Below are 20078 nucleotides of genomic sequence, written 5' to 3'. Positions count from 1 at the left end.
TTTCCCCCTATCTTTAATACTAGCTCTGTGATGCCTTGGCATCACCTTTTTCAATATCGGCTTTGGTCAGCAAATGTTGTTCCAGCTGCCCCGCAGTATTTGCCTTTTGATATCCATCGACGATAATAGTATCGTCATCCTTCAGCCCGGAATTAATAATCCAGAACTTACCAACCTGCTGTCCCGGCTGTACTTCTTTATTCTGCATTTCACCATTTTCGTCCAAAACCGCTACAAAATATTTTCCTAATGTTTGCTGTACCGCGCGCTGCGGAACAAGAATCGCCTTCTGCTGTACTTGTGTGTCGGAAATAACAGTAGCATATAAACCGGGAATCAGCATATTGTACGGATTGGCAAATACCGCCTTTACCGTAATAGCGCCGCTGTTATTCTGTATGCCATGATTGATCTGGACTACGTGTCCTTCTTCTGCATATATCGTGCCGTCACTGAGCCGGAGTTTTAAATGATTGCCCCAGCTTCCCGGATTATCTGCGCTCTTTTTTACCATCTGCAGATATTCCGCTTCACTGATGGAAAATTCTACGTACACGGGATCCTGTGTGGATATCGTAACCAGTGCAGTAGAACCCGCTGTGGCAAAGGTTCCTACAGGAACATCATCTACATTTAATTTTCCGGAAAAAGGTGCATATACAATCGTATCATCCACATTGTCCTGGGCCGATTGTACTTGGGCAGCATTTGCTTCGAGAACAGCATTTTCCTGATTCGTCGCAGCTTCCTGGTCCGTTACGGTCTGCTGCGAAATGGCATCTTGATCCGCTAACGTCTGATACCGGCGCAGATTCATCTGCTGGTTAGCAAGGTTAGCGGCTGCCTGCGCCTGTGTTGCCTTGGCCTGTGCCAAGGCAGCATCATACTGGCGGCTGTCTAAGCGAAATAAAGGCTGTCCTGCAGAAACGATATCACCGCCTTTAATATATTTTTCCAGTACGCGTCCGGATATCTTCGCTTGTACCGGTACCTTATCTGTAGCAATGACCATCCCGCTGTATTCTGCCGTAACCGGCGTATCTTCCGCCGCAACCTTATAGGTATTCACACTGACGGCCATTTTCTGTTGTCCCTTATTAGCACCGCAGCCGGCAAGCAATGCCGCAATAGTAATAACTGCCAACCCGGTTTTTAACAATCTACTTGTGTTTATCATTCGTTGATTTTCCTCCGTTCTTTTTTATGCCATACAATACGATTTTGATACACGCTTCCATATATTCGGGAAACGTGTAGCTTTGATCCAGCGTATCAAATTGATCAAAAATTTCCACTGCCGTACCGTGCAGCATATGCATGAGAAGCTGCTTGTCAAAATACTCAAATTCATTACTTTCCTGTGCCTCCGCCACGAATTGTTCCAACTGTTTCCAATCCCGCCGAGACCGTTCCTGCACAAGTTCATATAAACCGGGCATTTTCTTAAAAAAACGCGTGGTTTCTTTCATGGAAAAGACCTTGGTTACACGAGAACGAATAGAAAAATACGTGATCAGTTTTTCTTCTGGGCTCATATTTTTATCAGCCAGCAGCAATGTATGCTGCTCATATAAATCGTCCATAATAGAAAAAATAGCTTCACGCACCACGACCTGCTTGGATGAAAAATTTTCATACAATGTCTGCTTACTGATACGCAAACACCGGGCCAAATCATCCATATGAAAATCCGGTCCGTGCCGATCCATTTTATTTAACGTTTCTGCAAGTATTCTTTTTTTAATATCCTGTGTCATATCGTACCTCTGCCAAGGAGAAAAACTTTTCTTATCATTCCAGTACCACTTTTTATAGTGTAATATATTGACCTATATATGTCAATAATATTTCAATTACTTTACAGGTTTATTACAAGTTTTTTATTTACAGAACAAAACACCACGAATTCTATTTAATCATTCGATGCAGGACTTGACGAACGGGCAGAAATTTATAAATTAAAGCTCCCAAAGCAGCTCCCAATATCGTATTCGGCAAGAAAGCCAGGACAAAAAAGAAAAAGGCTGCAGCCTGAGAATCAAGAATAATTGCAGCAATAGGATACGCGATAAGCCCGCCGAGAATTCCCGTGCCAAATACTTCTCCCACAACAGCTCCCCATACAGAGCCTGTTTTTTTATAGAGAATACCTGATAATACGGCACCGATCATACTCCCTGGATATGCAAGAATAGTTCCCATTCCCATGGCAATTCGAATAGAAGAAATACAAAAAGCTCCGGTCAAAGAATATCTCCAACCCAGCATCATCGCTAAAAGCACATTGATCATATGCTGCACGGGAAACGCTTTAGCCGCACCCAAAGGAATGGAAAAAGGTGCCAATAGCACACCAATAGCGATAAAAATCGCTGTAAGTGTTAATTTCCGCAAATCATTTTGTTCCATTTTCTATCAAAACCTTTCCATATAAATTAAAACTATCTGCCGTAAACTGATATATTGAATTAAACAGCAGGTGATGAAAAGAACCAGGACCGGCATCTCCGCCTTCCGCCAGTGCCTGTTCTCCGGCGATTGCCATAACGGAGGTACCTGCTGCGGCTGCCGTAAACGGGTCTGTAACCGCTGCAAAAGAAGCAATAAGAGACGTAGTCATGCAGCCGGTCCCTGTGACATAGGTCAGCATAGGACATCCGTTTCCAAGCAGCACGCTATGTGTTCCATCAGATACGGCGTCTATTTCTCCGGTAATGACTACCGTTGTTCCCAGCAACCGTGCCATCCGTGTAATTAAAGATAGATCGACAGTTGTGTTTGCATGATTGTCAACACCTGGGTTGACACCGCTTTTTTTATAGGCTAGACAAAGTATTTCACTTAAATTACCGCGTATAATCGTGATGGGTATATTCTGTATCACCCGCAGTACCGATTCTGTACGGTAGGCAGTGCCTCCGGCCCCTACGGGATCCAAGATAATCGGTATATCCGCTTTTTCTGCGGCTTTTCCGGCTAGCAGCATAGCGTCTACGGTCCAATGCTGTAACGTCCCCATATTCAACAGCAATGCGTCTGCCGCTGCTGCCATCTCTTCTACTTCTTCCACCGCGTTTGTCATGGTCGGAGAAGCGCCCACAGACAATGTAGCATTAGCACAATCATTCATCGTCACAAAATTAGTTATATGATGGACAAGTGGTCGTTTTGACCGCAATTGCCGCAGCGCCGATCCTGCATCCTCCCATAATTTCATGTTGCATCGCTCCTAACTAATGCGTATTTTCAAAATAACCTTGCGTATCGGTTTTGAAATGCCATCGGGCGCGCATAAAGCACGGTGTCCGTCACCGGGCATAAAAACAGCAAACGTTGCGCCCGGTATCATGAGAATCTTTATATCTTCCGATAATTTTGGTGCATACATGTATCCATCCGATTCGGAATAACTTTTGACACATTCTCCCGCATTGCACAACGGTTGATATCCAATATATTCGTCACCGGAAATAACCATTTGTATGTCCGCATATTTTTTATGCGCTTCCATCAGATGTTCTGCGGCGGCAGCGGTCTTACCTTCGTCAACATTCATAAAGTTTCCGTTCCCCAGATCATGCCGCCCCGGCAAAAAAGATTGGATATCGGCTTCTGCCAATTTAGATATCCATGGCACTAAAAAATCCGGCATATATCTTTTTTCTGATTTCCATTGGTTTATATTTCCTACATACATATGAAAAAGCTCCTCTCCTGCGTCCTTTAAACTATTTTCCTTGCAGTAATTCTTCCCTTTATTTGATTTGTTTGACAAATATGCTATAATCGAGTAACAAAAGAAGGGGGTATATAAGCAATGATACAAGCTAGTGAATATGGTAAAATCTTTAATGATCGTTTGAATAAAGGTGCTTTTTTAAACACAAGCAACGGGCAAAAAGCTAATACGATGACGGTGTCATGGGGAAGCATAGGTATTATGTGGGGCGCTCCCACCGTTACTATTATGGTACGGCAAACCCGGTATTCCAAAGAAAACCTGAATACTATCAAGGCATTCACACTATCCGTCCCTATGGATGACTCCTACCAAGACGCGTTGGCTTTATGCGGCAGTAAATCAGGCCGGGATATAGATAAATATGCAGCTGCCGGGATTACCCCGCAAGCCCCGAAAACCGGTATTGTTCCCGTCATCGGCGGCGGTCCGTTTTTGCAGATTGAATGTTCCGTTGTATACGAACGGAAGATGGATCTCGCATGCCTGAACCCTGCGGAAAGAAAAACATGGTACGGCGATACAGAGCACACGTTTTATATCGGCAAAATCAACGCAGTATATACGGTATAACCAATACGGTATGCCATCTTTGCTGCCCGTCCATGTGTATATGACACACCCCGTAGTCACTCCTTGACTACGGGGTGTTTTTAATCTTTCGTTCTCCCCATGACCGAATTGAAATCCGGTCCGTCAAAAACAAGCCAAGCCATACACAGTATATCTTCCGGTATTCCCCCGTATTCCGCCTCTTCTCGAGCCCGGTGCCGTATTTCCGGGGGAACATGTTCCATCCCTTTGGGAATATCCTTCCAATATTGGACAAGCATCCGAGCAAATGCTCTCTGCTCCTGTTCACCCACACAGCCAACGATAGTGCTTATGGCTTGTTCTTCTGCCGCCGAACAGTCTGCCTCTTGCGTAACATTAAGCTGATGCACCATTTCCAAAAGTTCCGTCGTATTTTTAGTCATCATTTTCCTCATTTTCCTCTTTTTCACGTTCCGTTATATGTCTGTCAAATAATGCATCGGCAAATTCCGCCGCATCAAACGGCCGCAGATCATCGACGCCTTCCCCGACGCCAATCCAGCGGACAGGCACTCCCAGTTCGCGCTTAACCGATAAAATAACGCCGCCTTTCGCTGTACCGTCAAGTTTTGTCAAAACCACGCCGGTAAGCGGCACTACTTCTCCAAATAATTTAGCTTGACTAACGGCATTCTGGCCGGTTGTCGCATCTAAAACAAGCAGTGTTTCCTGCGGTGCCCCTGCGATATTCTTACTGGCGACTCTGGCCATTTTACGCAATTCTTCCATCAAATTTGATTTTGTCTGCAGTCTTCCGGCTGTATCAACAAGAAGTATATCTATGTCATGCGCCTTGGCAGAAGCCGTAGCATCAAAAACAACGGCAGCCGCATCAGCTCCTTCGCGATGCTTAATAATGGGAACCTCTGTCCGCTGCGCCCAAATCGTAAGCTGTTCAGCAGCCGCCGCGCGAAACGTATCGCCAGCTGCAATCATTACCTTTTTACCCCGCTGCTTATAATATTTTGCCAATTTTCCTATTGTCGTAGTTTTTCCTACCCCATTGACGCCGACAATAAAAATAACTTCAACAGAACCGCTGTGACTGCCTATCGGTTCTGCATTTTCATTCAGCAAATCGGTAATACATTTTTGAAGATATGGCACTACATCGTTCGTATCTTTGATACTTTTATTTTTCACCCCGGTACGAAGCATATCCATGAGATACTCCGTTGTTTCTACTCCAATATCACTGGTTAATAAAACTGCCTCCAAATCATCATACATATCATCATCAATGTTAGCATATCCTAATACCACCGTCTCAATATTTTTAATAAAAGAACCTTTTGTTTTTTCCAGACCTTTTCTAAGTTTTGAAAAAAATCCCATTAGTATACCCCTTCCTTTAAAAGCTCATCGACTTTTACGGTCAACAAGCGAGAAATGCCTTTTTCTTCCATAGTAACACCTTGCAAGGTGTTGGCCGCTTCCATCGTCTTACGGCGATGGGTGATAACAATAAACTGTGTATGCCCGCTGTAATTTTTAATATACCGTGCCAGTCTTTCTACATTTGCTTCATCAAGTGCTGCATCTACTTCATCCACAAGACAAAAGGGCGCGGGATGATAGGCTAGAAAAGCAAAAAGCAGAGCAATAACCGTGAGTGCTCTTTCTCCGCCGGATAATAAGGTTAATTGCTGCTGTTTTTTCCCCGGCGGCTGGATCAATATATCTACGCCGGCATTCAAAATATCATGCGCATCCGTAAGCAGGAGTTTGGCACTGCCACCGCCAAAGAGACGTGTAAAAATACGCTGAAAATGTTCCCCGATTTCCTTAAAAGCTTGACCAAATTGCTTAGCCATTGCATTATCTATTTCCGAGACAACAGCCCGCAACTTTTGCTTAGCTTCTAATAAATCATCACATTGTTTTGTAAAAAACTGCTTTTTCTCCACTGCCCTGCCATATTCTTCATCCGCATTAGGATTGATCTGCCCTAGCATTGCTATCTGTTCTTTAAGACATGTGACCTTGTCCGTTAAGTCTTTAAGAGACCCTTCTCTGCGCCGTTCCATCGCTTCCTGTCGGCTGAGTCCCTGCAGTGCCAGCCGTTCTTCCCCATGCCGTATTTCGCCATGATACTTTTCTAATTGGATTTCCGCTGTATTAACCCGTTGGTTCCAATTTTCCACTTCATTGCGCAGTTTTTTCATCATTTCGTCCCATTTTTGACTCTGTTTAAAGTTTTCCGCTTTCAACTGATAAAATGCTTCCTTATCTGCATTTCGTTTTTTAGTTTCTTCTTCTTTAAGAAAAATATTTTCTGTTATCTGTTCAAGCATGCTTGTCAATTCCTGCCGGCGTATATTCAGCATATCACGTCGTGTCTTCAATCGCTTCATATCTGCCTGCAGCTGCGTTTTCCAGGTTGTATTCTGTTCCAGTTGTTCTTGTGCATGCTTTACTTGCTCTTGCAGCGTAGCTAATGCAACTTGCCGTTCTGTCATAGCCGCCCGGCAGCTCTCCATTTCCTCCTGCGCAGTGATACAGGCTGACTCCATCTTTTCCGTATTTTGCTGCGGTTTGTCCGTCCATTGTTCCTGTTCCAACATTTTTCGAGTCAGTGTGTCTTGCAGAATACGGCCGGCATCATGCAGCATGGAAAGTTTTTTTTCTGTCTGTGCTAAAACAGATACCGCCTGTTCCGCCTCTTTCTTTGCAGAACCGGCCTGCCAGAAAAGTTTCTGCCAATCCAACGTTGCCTGCTGATAGCGTACTTCTGCATCTTCCGATTGCTGCACAATGGCATTCCGTACATTCAAAAGTTTATTTTGTGTTTGTTGAGATAGGACTGATTTCTTTTTATTTATTTTCTCCTGCTGCCGTAGTTCTTCCAAAAGACCGCGCCGGCTGATAAGCGATCCCTCGCGATTGCGCATACTGCCGCCAGTCAAAGAACCGCCTACATTAAATTGCGTTCCATCTAAACATACAATACGCAGGCGATGCCCATATTTATGTGCCACAACGGTACCGTTGTCTATGGTATCAGCAATAAGAGTCCGTCCGAGCAGAGACGTAAATACAGGCATATATACAGTATCAAATTCCAGCAAATCATTGGCGAAACCAATAATTCCTTGTTCTTTGACAGCCTGTTCTTCTTCCCTTGTGCGTCCCTTGGCTCGTATGGTATCAAGAGGTAAAAAAGTTGTTCTGCCGGCATGCCGTTCTTTCAAATATGCAATAGCCGATTTTGCCGACTTTTCACTGTCTGCTACAACATAACGGGCCGAAGCTCCTAACGCTACATCCAAAGCCGCCGCATATAGAGGCGGTATCGTGCATAATTCTCCAACGATACCGCAAATATCCTTGCGCCAGCTTTGTTGCGCGTTTAATACTTCCTTAACGGTACGCCCGGCTCCTTCGTGTTCTTGTTCCATTCCTTCCAACACACGAATTCGCTGTTCCAGACTGGCAGCCTGATTCTGTACAGTACGGTATTCTTGCTCCGCTGCCTCCTGTGCCTTGCAAGCTTCCTCCCGTTTCGATCGCATTTCCTGCGCTTTTGCAGTCAGCTCCTCCACCGTTTTTTTTGCAATAAGACATTTTTCTTCTAATACCTTGCAGCATTCCTGCTTGGTTACATTATGTATTCGCTGATCATCTGTCGTTTTTTTTAATTCATTGCACTGTATTTGATTTTCTGAAATACGGCGCTGCAGTTCTTCTATATCCCGTTTTACAATAAATAAATTTTGCTGCCGCTGCGCATTTTGTACAGAAATATCCTGCAAATCCTGATTCGCCGTATTGGCTTTTTCTTCAGCTTGCTTAAACAGCTCCGCTGTTAATGCAAATCCATTTCGTGCGGCATCCAGTTCGGTTTGTCTGGAAGAAAGCTGTACCGCTAATTCTTGGCGCTGATGATCCATTTGCGTACTTTTTTCCTGTAATTGTGCCTCTTCCAGAATAAATTGTTTTTCTTCTTCTTCCAATTCGTTTTTTCTCAAAACACCTGCTTCTTTACGGTTTTTCATGCTGTCCAGTTCATTATGGGCCAGGGAAGCCGCTTCATCGAGTTGACGAAGTGTCGTTCCTTCCTGTTCCATAATTATCATGAGATGTTCATGTTCTTTTTCTACCTTAGCTAACGCTGCCATCGTATCTTGCCGTTGTGTAGTCGCCGCAGCACGACTGTTTTCAGCCTTTGTCAACAAGCGTTCCGCATTGCGCAATTCCTGCAGTGTCAATGTTCCTTCATAAGAAATCCGTTCTCCATCCAACTCACGAAAGGTTTTCAGCCGATGGGCTTCTTCTTCCATCGGTCCGATTTGTTCCTCTAATACCGACATCATATCTCGGATTCGCTCTAAGTTATGATTTGTTTCCTCTATTTTTCGCAGCCCTTCCTGTTTTCGCGCTTTAAACCGACTGATACCCGCAACTTCTTCAAATATAATACGCCGTTCTTCCGGCTTGCTGTTGAGAATACGATCAACACGATTTTGGCCGATGACCGCCATCGAATCTTGCCCTATTCCTGTATCTGCAAAAAGCATATGTATGTCTTTCAACCGGCAAGGTCTTTTATTAATATAAAATTCACTTTCCCCGGAACGAAAATAACGTCGTGTAACAACGACTTCCGTAAAATCCAGGTCAAGAGAATGATCCGTATTATCAAAATAAAGAGACACTTCGGCCGCTCCCTGAGGACGGCGTTTTTCTGTACCCGCAAAGATAATATCTTCTGATTTTTGTCCTCTCAACTGACGAACATTCTGCTCTCCCATAACCCATCGGACGGCATCGGATATATTGCTTTTGCCGCTTCCATTAGGACCGACAATAGCCGTAATCCCTTTGTCAAATGTAAGCGTTGTCTTATCAGCGAAGGATTTAAATCCCCGCAGCTCCATTTTCAGTAATTGCACCCGCGTATACCTCTTTCTTAAAGCATTTCATTTTATTATACCACATCATCGAGTATACAAAAAAGGGACTAGATACTAGTCCCTTCACACATACCGTACAATCTAATATGATATAGCAATTACTCTACATACGTTCCTATGATAGATATTCATCCAAATGTTCCTCTAAATAATTCGTGTCCATTTTTCCTTCTTGAAATACTTTTCCTGCTAAAATATTTCGCTGCAAATGAATCGTCGTTTTTATTCCTTCGATATGAAAATTATCAAGAACGTGAATCATTTTTTGTATAGCCAGCGCACGCGTGGGCGCCTTGACCAGAACTTTGGCTACCATCGAATCATAAAAGGGACTGATTTCCGAGCCGGCAAGCACACAGGAATCAATTCGAATTCCCTCTCCCTGAGGAGGCGCATAGGTTGTTATTTTCCCCGGGCTCGGCATAAATTTGTTGGACGGATCTTCTGCATTAATGCGGCATTCTACAGACCAGCCATCTATATGTATATCCTCTTGCCGCCATGGAAGCGGTTCGCCGGCAGCTACACGGATCTGCGTTTGAACAAGATCCGTATTTGTTACCATTTCCGAAACACCATGTTCAACTTGAATACGTGTATTCATTTCCATAAAATAAAAATTTCTGTTTTCATCGACAATAAACTCCACCGTGCCAGCGCCGCAATACCGTACAGCTTTTGCGGCAGCAACAGCCGCAGCACTCATTTTACGGCGCATCACCGCATCCATAATGGGGGACGGCGCCTCTTCAATAACTTTTTGATGACGGCGTTGTGTCGAGCAATCTCGTTCGCCTAAGGCAACCACATTTCCAAAGGAATCCGCCATAATCTGGATTTCTACATGATGAGCATGCGTTAAATATTTTTCCAGATACACCCCGCCGTTGCCAAAGTTACGTGTCGCTTCCTGCGTCGCTTCATGAAGCGCTTTTTTTAAATCGCGCTCATTTTCGACAACGCGCATTCCCTTACCGCCGCCGCCGGCAGTGGCTTTAATAAGAACAGGATAGCCGATTTGGGACGCTACCAATTCTCCTTCTTCTATATAATGAATAAGATCTGCCGTCCCCGGAACTACCGGAACATCAGCATGAAGCATCGTCATCCGAGCTTGGGATTTATCTCCCATGCATCGGATCGCATTTCCATCAGGACCAATAAAAATAAACCCGGCGGATGTACAAGCATCCGCAAAATCAGCATTTTCCGCCAAAAATCCATATCCCGGATGAATCGCATCTGCATGCACTGCTTTTGCAACGGTAAGCAAGGCGGTTACATTCAAATAACTTTTCGCCGCAGGTGCCGGGCCAATGCAATATGCTTCATCTGCTTGCAAAACATGCATAGCGGCTTTATCTGCCGTGGAATATACCGCAACCGCTTTAATATCCAGTTCATGGCAAGCTTTAATAATACGAACGGCAATTTCTCCCCGGTTGGCGATTAAAACTTTTTTTATTTTCACAATAATTCTCCTCTAATTAATCTTGATTTTAAACAGAGGTTGTCCATATTCTACGAAATCCCCGTCCGATACAAGAATTTTCGTTATTGTTCCACTCATATCAGCCGGAACTTCTGTAAATACTTTCATTGCTTCCAATACACAAACCGTCGTGTCAATGGTAACTGCATCTCCCACACGGACAAATGGTTCCGCATTGGGATTCGCTGCTGTATAAAAGGTCCCCACCATCGGCGCTGTAATCGTTTTTTCCACATCTGAAGACGCCGCAGCAGGAAGTACTGCCGGAGTATCAGCGTGCTCCGTGGCAACTGTTTCTGCCGCAGTACGTATCAACTCAATAGAAAAATCCTTATCTTTTATCTTTAATTCCGTCAAAGACGAATTTTCAAACATTTGTATTAATGCTTCGACTTCTTTCATGTCCACAATGGGCCTCACATTCTTCCCGCATCAGATAGCGCACGGGAAAATATTTTTTACTGCGCAAACCGATACTTTACAGAAACGGCAACATCATTAATATATTGTTCCCGCTGTATCAGCAGTCCCTCGGCTTGTTGGGATGTAATTAAGGAAAACCTTACCTTATCACCGGGCTTGCATTGTGCCAGACGGCTCATATCCACCATGCTGACTTGTGCAATTTTCGGATACCCCGCTACACTTTGTCTATCTGACATAAGAATGATTGGATTCCCGTCGGCAGGTACTTGTATCGTTCCTTGTATTGCCGCTTCTGAAATCATTTCCAGCGGATTGATAAGTTCTAGTTTACAGCCATCCAAACGATACCCCATGCGATCCGCATGGATAGTAATGCGGAAATCTTTAGAAACCAGATGATGCTTAGTTTCCTCTGAAAAATACTTATATTGAAGTCCTTTCGTAATACGTATGGGCTGCCCGTTTTCACCATTCAGTCTATAGGCAGGTTGTATATACCAGCGAGCTGTTTCGTACTCTCCTTCATCTTGCAGAGAGCGGATTATCTTGCGTCCCAAAGAAGATATCTCTCCCAGCTCCAAAACATCGCCGGTCTGTACCGCTCTTCCTTTAAATCCGCCAAATCCCGCTCTAAGGTAGGTACTTTTACTGCCCATCACCGATGGGACATTATATCCGCCGGATACACACAAATAGGTACGGCAGCCCTGTACAGGCCGTCCAAAACGCAATACCGATTCCGCTTTGATCAAAACAGGACGCCACATGGGTATCGCTACGTCATTGACAGTCGGCTGCAGGTCAGCTCCGGTAAGAGCTATCAACAAATTTTCAGAGAATTTCAATACAGGTCCCATCATGGTAATTTCCAAAGCTGCTTCACTTTGTTCATTGCCAACGAGAATATTTCCCAACCGCAGCGCTTCTTCATCCATTGCGCCCGATACGAGTACGCCATATTTCTGATATCCTTGGCGCCCCCTATCTTGCAAGGTTGATAACATTCCCGGACGGAGGACGAATATACTCATTGTGTATCCCCCCTCATCTGCCTGTATTCTTCTTTATCGATTGAAACAAAATGCACAATATCTCCGGATTTTAATAAACTGGGTGTTTCTCCTGCCGGTGTAAATAAGTCCACCGCACAACGCCCTATAATCTGCCACCCGCCGGGAGTAGCCAATGGGTACGCTCCCGTCTGCATCCCCGCAATTCCGACACTGCGAGCCGGAATTTCCAAACGCGGACTTTGCCGGCGGGGAGTAGCAATTCGTTCATCTAATCCCCCCATATACGGAAATCCGGGACAAAATCCAATCATATATACTAAATATTCACTTTTCGTATGAATCGCCACTACTTCTTCCGCTGTCAAGCCATGACGTTGCGCAACAAAATCCAGATCCGGTCCATAGTCGCCGCCGTAGCATACGGGAATAGATACAACCGCAGCGGCAGGAAGCGGCTCTCTTTCAGCCGCCTCCGTTGCATCTTTAATGTACTGTTCGACAAACAATGCTGCTGTTTCTATTTCCTGCTGTTGCCGATGTACAACGAAAGGGTCATATAATACAGTTACTGCCGTATATGATAAAATGCATTCACGAAATCCGGGAAATGGATTTTTTTCCAGGAATTCCCCCAGCGAACGCACATGCTTATGTATATCGGGAGAAATGACGTGTCCAAAAGACACACATAACGCGGTTTCTCCCAATGATTGAATAGAAAAATCAATTTGACTCATCATAACACCTCAGCAAAACGACTTGACCTGAATTCCCTGCAATTCCAATGTACGATGGATTTTATCAGCAAAAGCCAACGCCTTCACCCCATCCCCATGGACACATACTGTATCAGCACGTACAGGAATATCCTGACCATTTTGTGCCCGGACAACCCCTTCTTTGATCATGCGGAGAACTTGGAAAATAGATTCTTCTTCATCCGTTATCATCGCATTGGGTTGACTGCGCGGGGTGAGAGAACCGTCCGGCTGATAGGTTCTATCAGCAAAAACTTCACTGGCCGTTGACAATCCCAATTTTTCAGCTTGTATAATAAGCTGGCTTCCGGCAAGACCATATAACATCAATTTTGGATCTACCGCATATACCGCTCTGGCAATTGCTTCTGCCAGAGCCGGATTCTTTGCCGCCATATTATATAATGCACCATGGGGTTTTACATGTTGTACCGCTACCTTGCGAGCATCCGCAAACGCTTTCAAGGCGCCTACCTGGTAGATAACTATAGCATAGGCTTCCTCCGGCTTTATGTCAATCTTTCGCCGGCCAAAACCGACAAGATCGGGCAATCCCGGATGGGCCCCCAAGGCCACTCCATTTTGGACAGCAAGTGATACTGTCTTTTCCATCACAACAGGATCACCGGCATGAAATCCACAGGCAATGTTAGCCGAAGTAACATGCTTTAATATTTCCTTGTCGCTGCCTATCGTATATGCGCCAAAGCTTTCTCCTAAATCACTGTTTATATCAATAGAATACATCGTTCCTCCTACAGTACACTTAAATCAGCGTTCCATAAATCTGTAATAAACATATGCCCCGGTGCATGTGTAATCATAAATTCCGGTTTGACCGACATAGCCACAGCCTGCGGAGTAACTCCACAAGCCCAGAATACGGGAATCTCACCGGGATATAGTGTCGATGGATCACCAAAATCAGGTTTTGAAATATCTTTAATACCAATGTCCGCCGGATTACCAATATGGACAGGCGCTCCGTGAACGGACGGCATACGGCTTGTTACCTGCGTAGCTCTAATTGCATCCTTCGGCTTCATGGGACGCATGGAAACAACCATAGGACCACGGAAAACACCTGCGGGAGTACAAGGAATATTCGTAATATACATAGGGACATTATGATTTTCCGTAATATGCCGTACTTCCAAGCCGGCATCCAGCATAGGACCTTCAAAGGAAAAACTGCAGCCCAAAAGAAATGCAACTAAATCATCACGCCAGTAGGTGCTTAAATCAGTCACTTCATCCGTCATTTTTCCATAACGGTAAATGCGATATTTTGGAATATCATACCGTATATCAGCACCGGGAGCTGCCAATTTAGGTTCCGGACAGCCGATTTCCGTAACATCCAGAACCGGACACGGTTTAGGATTGCGCTGTGTAAATAACAAAAAATCAAAAGCAAGTTCTTTGGGTAATATTGCTAAATTCGCCTGGGCATATCCATTACACATCCCACTTGTACATGTTGTTATCTTTTTTTCTTTTATAAGCTGCCGAACTTCTTTTGGCTTCATCGTACTATACGTCATTATACTACACATCCTTTTTTATCATTTTATGAAAACCTGTGATATATTATTGTAAGAATTGCGTAATAACAGTATGAATGCTCATCCATCCCATCAGCACGGCAACACAGGCGCCCGCCACGGTCATCCAAACGGGGTGTTTGTATTCTCCTACAATTTTTTTATTGTACGCACCTACAAGAATAGAGGCAAGAGCCAAAGGTAAAATAAATCCGTTTATCGTACCGACAATAACCAAAACCCGTACAGGCTGTCCTACAATAACAAAAACCAAAGTTGAAAAAATAATAAATCCAATAATAATTTTGCTATAATATTCATCAATCTTAGGACTAAATGATTTTAAGAACGATACAGACGTATAGGCACATCCAATAACGGAGGTGGTACCTGCAGACCAAATAACGATACCGAATAATTTATATCCAATATCTCCGGCAGCAGCCTGAAATACAGAAGCAGCTGGATTCGCCGGATCAATGAAATACCCATGCGTAATAACACCCAGAGCACCTAAAAATAAAATAATACGCATAACTCCCGTAATCAAGATACCGCTGATGGCACTGCGTGTTGCCTGTGCAACATGTTTTATTCCACTAATACCAGAGTCTAATAAACGGTGCCCTCCAGAAAACGTGATATAGCCGCCTACACTTCCGCCTACCAAGGTAACCAGAGCCATAATATCAATTTGATCGGGCATTACTGTTTTAACTGCCGCTTCTCTGACCGGAGGCAGCGCCGCCACTGCTACGAATAACGCTAAAAGAATACGAACAATACCAAAGGTACTGACAAATTTATCCATAATTTCGCCAACACGTTTAAAGCAAAAAATCGACAAGGCAATGCAGCCGCTGATAACTGCGGCTAGGGTAACATCCAAACCAAACAAAACATTCAAGCCCAAAGCAGCTCCGGCAATGTTGCCAATATTAAAGCACAAACCACCCAAAACAATAAGGATAGATATACAATACCCCAGACCGGGAAACACCATATTTCCTATTTCCTGGCCTCGTTTTCCCGAAGCAATAATAATTCTCCAGACATTAATTTGTACCGCGATGTCGATTACTACCGATGCCAAAATAACAAAGCCAAAACTGGCACCCGTCTTTTGTGTAAACACCGTGGTCTGCATTAAAAATCCTGGCCCGATTGCGGTGATAGCCATTAAAAAAATGGCCCCTAAATACGATTGTATGCTGTTTTTAACTTTAAATCTATTTTCTTCTTTCAAGATTTTATTTTCTGTCTCCATTTCTATGATTCTCCTTTCACATACTATATTTAAAATTAAAATAATGGCGAAACATAATCCATAGAAAAAAACGCCAAATACGCTGCGAATTTAATTTACACAGTATTTATGCATAATAAAACTTATTATTTTCTTTTCTACGTCGTACAGAAATACGATAATGCCCACATGCCGCCCCCTTTCCGTATCCAAAAAAAAAGGGTACTTCAAACAGTTTGATTCTGTCTGAAGCACCATCGCTCTTTTAATCTTTTGTTTGATTTATTATAACATGCTTGTTCGATAAATTAAAATTGAAAAAATGAATAGGGTTATTCATTTTTTTTGAATGTACGAAAATAACTCTTTTCAATGTAATCTTTTACCGCCTCGTAATCCTGCTGTTCCTGTTTTAAATATTTCACGGCCTCCTGCTGTGTCACCGCCACAAAATGAATTTTATTCCCATCTTTTGCTTGTGTTAAATTCATAAGGTCTGCTTGAATAACATATCCAATTTTAGCAAAACCCCGTGTGGTTCCATGATCTGCAGCTGCCACAATACACGGAGCCCCGCCTGAAGGAATTTGAACAGCCCCCGGACTTACTGCATCTGATACTATATTGGTTTTAGCTATCGGCATAATTTTAGGCCCTGTCAGTTGATATGCCACTCTATTGGATGATTCCACAACATATGTTCCAGTCAAAAATTGATGTATTGATTCCTGTGAAAATAATGAATCCTGCGGTCCCATCATAATACGCAGCGTGCATTCCCTATCATAACGAGGTATATAGGCCGGTGGTATTTTTGTCGTACACACTTTTTTTTCCTTATCATCCGCCAAATACAACATGTCCCCCTGATGCAACATTCTTCCCTCATACCCTCCAATTCCTGCGACTGTATAGGTAGAACGGCTTCCTAATACCTTCGGAACATCAAAACCGCCATGTACCGCTATATATGCACACTGACCGGACACAGCCCCGCCAAAAGAAAGAGTTCCTCCATCGGGTACGACAAAAGAAGACCAGTTTTCAATAGGATTGTCATTGACCATACCTTGCATATCTGCTCCGCATACAGAAACCAATTGACTTTTATCAAATTTAAGAATAAGTCCTTCTTTAACCATTTCGATAAGAGCAGCACTTACTTTATTTCCTGCCAGTAAATTGGCCATATGGCAGGCATACTGATCCATGGCACCGGAAACAGGCATTCCCCAGGCCTGATATCCACGCCGGCCTTCATCTTGAATGGTTGCCAAATTTCCCTGTTTTATAACAGTAATCATACTCAGTATCCTCCTATGAACGGCATATATGAAGTCTGTATGTACCCTTTAAAACATCTTTGCGAATCGCAAAATATTCATCAATTTTTATTTCCACAAATTGTACGTACTCACCCGCATTGACTAAAAAAGGATGACGCAACGCCGGATTAAATCCTTTTAAAGGAGTTCTGCCTATAAGCCACCACTCTCCGGGAGTCTGGCTAGTATAAAAGCCTGTTTGATTCCCGCCTATTCCAACAGAACCTTCCGGCACATTACGCCGCGGCTTATCTAACCGCGGCGTTATTAATTTTTTTGATAATCCCCCGAGATAAGGATATCCGGGTGTAAATCCCAGCATATAAACCAGATAGGATCGTGATGTATGAATACGAATAACTTCTTCAGGCGTTAATCCTGTATATTTTGCAACATATTCCAGATCAGGTCCCAAAACGCCGCCATAACAAACAGGTATCTGTACAATAACCGGTGAAACTGCGTCATGCTGTTCCGGTTTAAGCAGCTGAATATATTGTCGGATATGCTTGCACACTTCTTCATACGAAATAATCATGGGATCATAATAAATAGCTGCTGACCGATATGTCGGCACTACTTCGCGTATTCCTTCCCATTCAGCATTTTTTATTATTTGTGTCAATTGTTGAACCAATCGATTCACCGCAGGAGAAATACTAGTACCAAATTCAACGACCACTCCACATTCTCCGGCAGTCAATATTTTTATTCCCTCTACTATATTTTTCAATAAAATTCTCAACTCCATGTCACAAAATTTGTTATCTTTATTTTAAGAGCCGTTCTTTTACAAGTTTAATAAAAGCCTTAATAGCACAAGAAAAATATTTTTCCTTATGATAAACAAGATATGCATTCGTATTTAACTTTACCCCCTGCCACGGCAGAATCACCAATTTTTCGGTTTCAAGCTCTTTTTGAACTGCTGCCAGCGGCAATATAGTAATTCCCAAATTACTGATAACAAATTGTTTTATCATATCAATAGATTCCAATTCCAAAATCATCGGAAGCTGGATTGACTTTTCTATTAAATATTCGTTTAGTATTATTTGATAACTATTAGATAAATCAGTAAAAATCAATTTTTGTCCTTGTAACTGTTCTGCTGTAACTTTTTCTAATTTTGCCAATGGATTTTCAGGTGCAGCAACCATTACAATTTTTTCCACCCACAAAAACTCACTTCTTAAATCACTGTCTTGTATTGTTTTACTTAGAAAAAATGCAATATCTATTACATTTTTTCGCAGCAAATAGCAAAAATTGATACTGTCATCTATTTTTAATTTCAAATTCACATCCGGATATAACGCATTGTATTCTTTCATCAACTGGGTTAAATGGTAGGCACAGATGGATTCAGGTATCCCAATCGTAATTACCCCGTGCGGAATATCTATATTCTCCAATTCATTTTTAGCATTTTCAGATAATTTTACAATTTCTTCTGCATAGTCATATAAACGTTCCCCATCCGTTGTCAGCATCAGCTGACGTCCAAACCGTTCAAAAAGTGCAATGTTTAATTCTCGTTCTAATAATTGAATATGTGTCGTTACCGTTGACTGCGTGTATCCCAGAAAACGAGCTGCTTGAGAAAAGCTGCCTAACTTCACAATACTCATAAATGTTTTCAATTGCCGGATTTCCAAAAAACAGACCTCCTGTCTATTTTACTTGCTTTTCAAAAAAATTATCAATGCATATATCCAATAACGGCTAATGTAAATAAAATTTTCAAACGATACATTTAATTTACTGCACAAAACAGAATTTCCTGATACTTCCGAAATTCATACATTAGTAAATCTTCAGCCGCCCGTACGGCAATGGCCGCCATCAGACAATCATTCCCTCAATATTAAAAAACTTCATGTATTTTATATACATTGATACATTGTATTTAGTAAAATCAAAAAATATACTTGACGAGCCTCGTTTTTCTGATTATATTAGAGTTTGGGTGTATACCTACTTTACCGACGGAGGAGTTATAATGTTTCAAATTTATAAGCATACTAATGGACATTTAGAAAATAATATTTCTTTAGCCTCTGCCGAAAAAGGTTCTTGGATTAATATCGTAAACCCCGATTCAGAAGATTTACAATTAGTTTCTATGATTACAGAAATTCCGACAGACGTTTTAAAAACAGCATTGGATACAGAAGAACGTTCTCATGTAGAACTAGAAGACAACTATGTTTTCATTGTCATCAATATCCCTATTCTTCGTGAAACGGACAGTTATGATACACTGCCTCTCGGCATATTTATTACCCCTGATTTTATTATTACCATTTGTCTGGAAGAAACGGAAGTAATCAGGGCATTTACAAAAAACAAATACCCTTTATTTTGTACTTTTAAAAAGACACGGTTTCTTTTTCAAATTATGTATCGGACAGCTACTCTATTTTTAAGATATCTGCAGCAAATAAATCACCGTACCGACGACATTGAATCGATACTGCGGCATTCCATGCAGAACAAAGAATTTTTTATGCTCTTAGAACTGCAGAAATCCCTTACCTATTTTACTTCCGCCCTGCGCGGCAACGGTATTGTCATGGAAAAAATCCTTCGTCTTCGCCGCAATGAATCATTGCGGCATCTCCTGAAAATGTATGAAGAAGACGAAGACCTGCTGGAAGATGTTATTATCGAAAATAAACAGGCTATTGAAATGGTTGAAATGTATTCCAACATTTTAATCAACATGATGGACACATTTGCTTCTATTATTTCCAACAACTTGAATATTGTAATGAAGTTTCTGGCATCCATCACAATTATTCTCGCTGTTCCTACCATTATTTTCAGTTTATGGGGAATGAATGTTCCCGTTCCTTTCTCTGACAGTCAAATCGGGTTTTGGCTTGTTGTTGGCGTATCTTTCGTTTGTGCCACGGGTGCTGCGTTTATGCTTTGGAAAAAGCATTTATTTTAATTTATTGCGATTCTTCGAATCTGTAACAGATAAAAATCTTGTTACAGATTTTTTTTATGTTAAAAATACCCT

General features: G+C 42.5%; 20 protein-coding genes. 2 read left to right on the top strand and 18 right to left on the bottom strand.

What is annotated here, in order from left to right; translation table 11 throughout:
- Positions 1 to 19: 19 nt before the first annotated feature.
- The 5 genes from NXG62_RS02755 to NXG62_RS02735 form a co-directional block, all read right to left on the bottom strand.
- A complete protein-coding gene (locus NXG62_RS02755) occupies positions 20 to 1177 on the bottom strand; it encodes an efflux RND transporter periplasmic adaptor subunit (RefSeq protein WP_427113467.1) in 1158 nt (385 codons plus the stop codon).
- A complete protein-coding gene (locus NXG62_RS02750; protein WP_427113466.1) occupies positions 1161 to 1757 on the bottom strand; it encodes a TetR/AcrR family transcriptional regulator in 597 nt (198 codons plus the stop codon). Before NXG62_RS02750 ends, NXG62_RS02755 begins: the two co-directional genes overlap by 17 nt.
- Before the next feature lie 151 nt (positions 1758 to 1908).
- Positions 1909 to 2409, bottom strand: coding sequence for an energy coupling factor transporter S component ThiW (gene thiW, locus NXG62_RS02745; protein WP_427113465.1), 501 nt, complete (start codon positions 2407 to 2409; stop codon positions 1909 to 1911).
- Positions 2396 to 3217, bottom strand: coding sequence for a hydroxyethylthiazole kinase (gene thiM / locus NXG62_RS02740; RefSeq protein WP_427113464.1), 822 nt, complete (start codon positions 3215 to 3217; stop codon positions 2396 to 2398). The genes thiW and thiM overlap by 14 nt, the downstream gene beginning before the upstream one ends.
- A gap of 12 nt (positions 3218 to 3229) precedes the next feature.
- Positions 3230 to 3697: a YhcH/YjgK/YiaL family protein gene (locus NXG62_RS02735; protein WP_322351539.1), complete on the bottom strand. Its 468-nt coding sequence runs from the start codon at positions 3695 to 3697 to the stop codon at positions 3230 to 3232.
- 120 nt (positions 3698 to 3817) lie between these two features.
- Between NXG62_RS02735 and NXG62_RS02730 the strand changes: the two genes are divergently transcribed.
- Entirely contained in the window at positions 3818 to 4312 is a 495-nt protein-coding gene (locus tag NXG62_RS02730) for a flavin reductase family protein (RefSeq protein ID WP_427113463.1), read from the top strand.
- Between the two features lie 80 nt (positions 4313 to 4392).
- Here NXG62_RS02730 and NXG62_RS02725 read toward each other — a convergent pair whose 3' ends face one another.
- From NXG62_RS02725 to NXG62_RS02665, 13 genes are all read right to left on the bottom strand, one after another.
- A complete protein-coding gene (locus tag NXG62_RS02725) occupies positions 4393 to 4719 on the bottom strand; it encodes a hypothetical protein (protein ID WP_427113462.1) in 327 nt (108 codons plus the stop codon).
- Complete coding sequence (gene ftsY, locus NXG62_RS02720) at positions 4709 to 5668, bottom strand: signal recognition particle-docking protein FtsY (RefSeq protein WP_427113461.1); 960 nt, start codon at positions 5666 to 5668, stop codon at positions 4709 to 4711. The genes NXG62_RS02725 and ftsY overlap by 11 nt, the downstream gene beginning before the upstream one ends.
- Positions 5668 to 9225 carry a chromosome segregation protein SMC gene (smc, locus tag NXG62_RS02715; RefSeq protein ID WP_427113460.1) on the bottom strand — a complete coding sequence of 1186 codons (3558 nt, stop codon included), beginning with the start codon at positions 9223 to 9225 and terminating at the stop codon, positions 5668 to 5670. Before smc ends, ftsY begins: the two co-directional genes overlap by 1 nt.
- 136 nt (positions 9226 to 9361) lie before the next feature.
- Positions 9362 to 10717, bottom strand: coding sequence for an acetyl-CoA carboxylase biotin carboxylase subunit (gene accC / locus NXG62_RS02710; RefSeq protein ID WP_427113459.1), 1356 nt, complete (start codon positions 10715 to 10717; stop codon positions 9362 to 9364).
- Between the two features lie 12 nt (positions 10718 to 10729).
- Complete coding sequence (locus tag NXG62_RS02705; RefSeq protein ID WP_427114219.1) at positions 10730 to 11140, bottom strand: acetyl-CoA carboxylase biotin carboxyl carrier protein; 411 nt, start codon at positions 11138 to 11140, stop codon at positions 10730 to 10732.
- A gap of 56 nt (positions 11141 to 11196) precedes the next feature.
- Positions 11197 to 12195, bottom strand: a complete 999-nt coding sequence (locus tag NXG62_RS02700; RefSeq protein ID WP_427113458.1) for a biotin-dependent carboxyltransferase family protein — start codon at positions 12193 to 12195, stop codon at positions 11197 to 11199.
- Positions 12192 to 12917, bottom strand: coding sequence for a 5-oxoprolinase subunit PxpB (gene pxpB, locus NXG62_RS02695; RefSeq protein ID WP_427113457.1), 726 nt, complete (start codon positions 12915 to 12917; stop codon positions 12192 to 12194). The genes NXG62_RS02700 and pxpB (NXG62_RS02695) overlap by 4 nt, the downstream gene beginning before the upstream one ends.
- Before the next feature lie 6 nt (positions 12918 to 12923).
- Complete coding sequence (locus NXG62_RS02690; RefSeq protein ID WP_427113456.1) at positions 12924 to 13682, bottom strand: LamB/YcsF family protein; 759 nt, start codon at positions 13680 to 13682, stop codon at positions 12924 to 12926.
- An 8-nt stretch (positions 13683 to 13690) separates the two neighbouring features.
- The gene (locus tag NXG62_RS02685) at positions 13691 to 14479 is read right to left on the bottom strand and encodes a putative hydro-lyase (protein WP_322351538.1); all 789 of its coding nucleotides are present in this window, start codon (positions 14477 to 14479) and stop codon (positions 13691 to 13693) included.
- Positions 14480 to 14525: 46 nt separating this feature from the next.
- Entirely contained in the window at positions 14526 to 15746 is a 1221-nt protein-coding gene (locus NXG62_RS02680; RefSeq protein WP_427113455.1) for an NRAMP family divalent metal transporter, read from the bottom strand.
- Positions 15747 to 16057: 311 nt separating this feature from the next.
- Positions 16058 to 17029: a biotin-dependent carboxyltransferase family protein gene (locus NXG62_RS02675; protein WP_427113454.1), complete on the bottom strand. Its 972-nt coding sequence runs from the start codon at positions 17027 to 17029 to the stop codon at positions 16058 to 16060.
- A gap of 13 nt (positions 17030 to 17042) precedes the next feature.
- Positions 17043 to 17783 (bottom strand): 5-oxoprolinase subunit PxpB, encoded by a 741-nt coding sequence (gene pxpB / locus NXG62_RS02670; protein WP_427113453.1) that lies wholly within the window; start codon positions 17781 to 17783, stop codon positions 17043 to 17045.
- A 37-nt stretch (positions 17784 to 17820) separates the two neighbouring features.
- Positions 17821 to 18708 (bottom strand): LysR substrate-binding domain-containing protein, encoded by an 888-nt coding sequence (locus tag NXG62_RS02665; protein WP_322351537.1) that lies wholly within the window; start codon positions 18706 to 18708, stop codon positions 17821 to 17823.
- A 344-nt stretch (positions 18709 to 19052) separates the two neighbouring features.
- Here NXG62_RS02665 and NXG62_RS02660 point away from each other — a divergent pair, with 344 nt between their 5' ends.
- On the top strand, positions 19053 to 20006 hold the full coding sequence (locus tag NXG62_RS02660; protein ID WP_427113452.1) for a magnesium transporter CorA family protein: 954 nt from the start codon (positions 19053 to 19055) through the stop codon (positions 20004 to 20006).
- The last annotated feature ends 72 nt before the right edge of the window (positions 20007 to 20078 follow it).

The sequence above is a fragment of the Megasphaera sueciensis genome, assembly GCF_050219315.1.
Lineage (GTDB): Bacteria > Bacillota > Negativicutes > Veillonellales > Megasphaeraceae > Megasphaera_A > Megasphaera_A sueciensis.
This window is presented reverse-complemented; position numbering and strand designations above follow the sequence as displayed.

Coding starts and splice junctions, on each gene's coding strand:
- NXG62_RS02755 (WP_427113467.1), bottom strand. CDS start 1,177: ATGATAAACACAAGTAGATTGTTAAAAACCGGGTTGGCAGTTATTACT.
- NXG62_RS02750 (WP_427113466.1), bottom strand. CDS start 1,757: ATGACACAGGATATTAAAAAAAGAATACTTGCAGAAACGTTAAATAAA.
- thiW (WP_427113465.1), bottom strand. CDS start 2,409: ATGGAACAAAATGATTTGCGGAAATTAACACTTACAGCGATTTTTATC.
- thiM (WP_427113464.1), bottom strand. CDS start 3,217: ATGAAATTATGGGAGGATGCAGGATCGGCGCTGCGGCAATTGCGGTCA.
- NXG62_RS02735 (WP_322351539.1), bottom strand. CDS start 3,697: ATGTATGTAGGAAATATAAACCAATGGAAATCAGAAAAAAGATATATG.
- NXG62_RS02730 (WP_427113463.1), top strand. CDS start 3,818: ATGATACAAGCTAGTGAATATGGTAAAATCTTTAATGATCGTTTGAAT.
- NXG62_RS02725 (WP_427113462.1), bottom strand. CDS start 4,719: ATGATGACTAAAAATACGACGGAACTTTTGGAAATGGTGCATCAGCTT.
- ftsY (WP_427113461.1), bottom strand. CDS start 5,668: ATGGGATTTTTTTCAAAACTTAGAAAAGGTCTGGAAAAAACAAAAGGT.
- NXG62_RS02705 (WP_427114219.1), bottom strand. CDS start 11,140: ATGAAAGAAGTCGAAGCATTAATACAAATGTTTGAAAATTCGTCTTTG.
- NXG62_RS02700 (WP_427113458.1), bottom strand. CDS start 12,195: ATGAGTATATTCGTCCTCCGTCCGGGAATGTTATCAACCTTGCAAGAT.
- pxpB (WP_427113457.1), bottom strand. CDS start 12,917: ATGATGAGTCAAATTGATTTTTCTATTCAATCATTGGGAGAAACCGCG.
- NXG62_RS02690 (WP_427113456.1), bottom strand. CDS start 13,682: ATGTATTCTATTGATATAAACAGTGATTTAGGAGAAAGCTTTGGCGCA.
- NXG62_RS02685 (WP_322351538.1), bottom strand. CDS start 14,479: ATGACGTATAGTACGATGAAGCCAAAAGAAGTTCGGCAGCTTATAAAA.
- NXG62_RS02680 (WP_427113455.1), bottom strand. CDS start 15,746: ATGGAGACAGAAAATAAAATCTTGAAAGAAGAAAATAGATTTAAAGTT.
- NXG62_RS02675 (WP_427113454.1), bottom strand. CDS start 17,029: ATGATTACTGTTATAAAACAGGGAAATTTGGCAACCATTCAAGATGAA.
- NXG62_RS02660 (WP_427113452.1), top strand. CDS start 19,053: ATGTTTCAAATTTATAAGCATACTAATGGACATTTAGAAAATAATATT.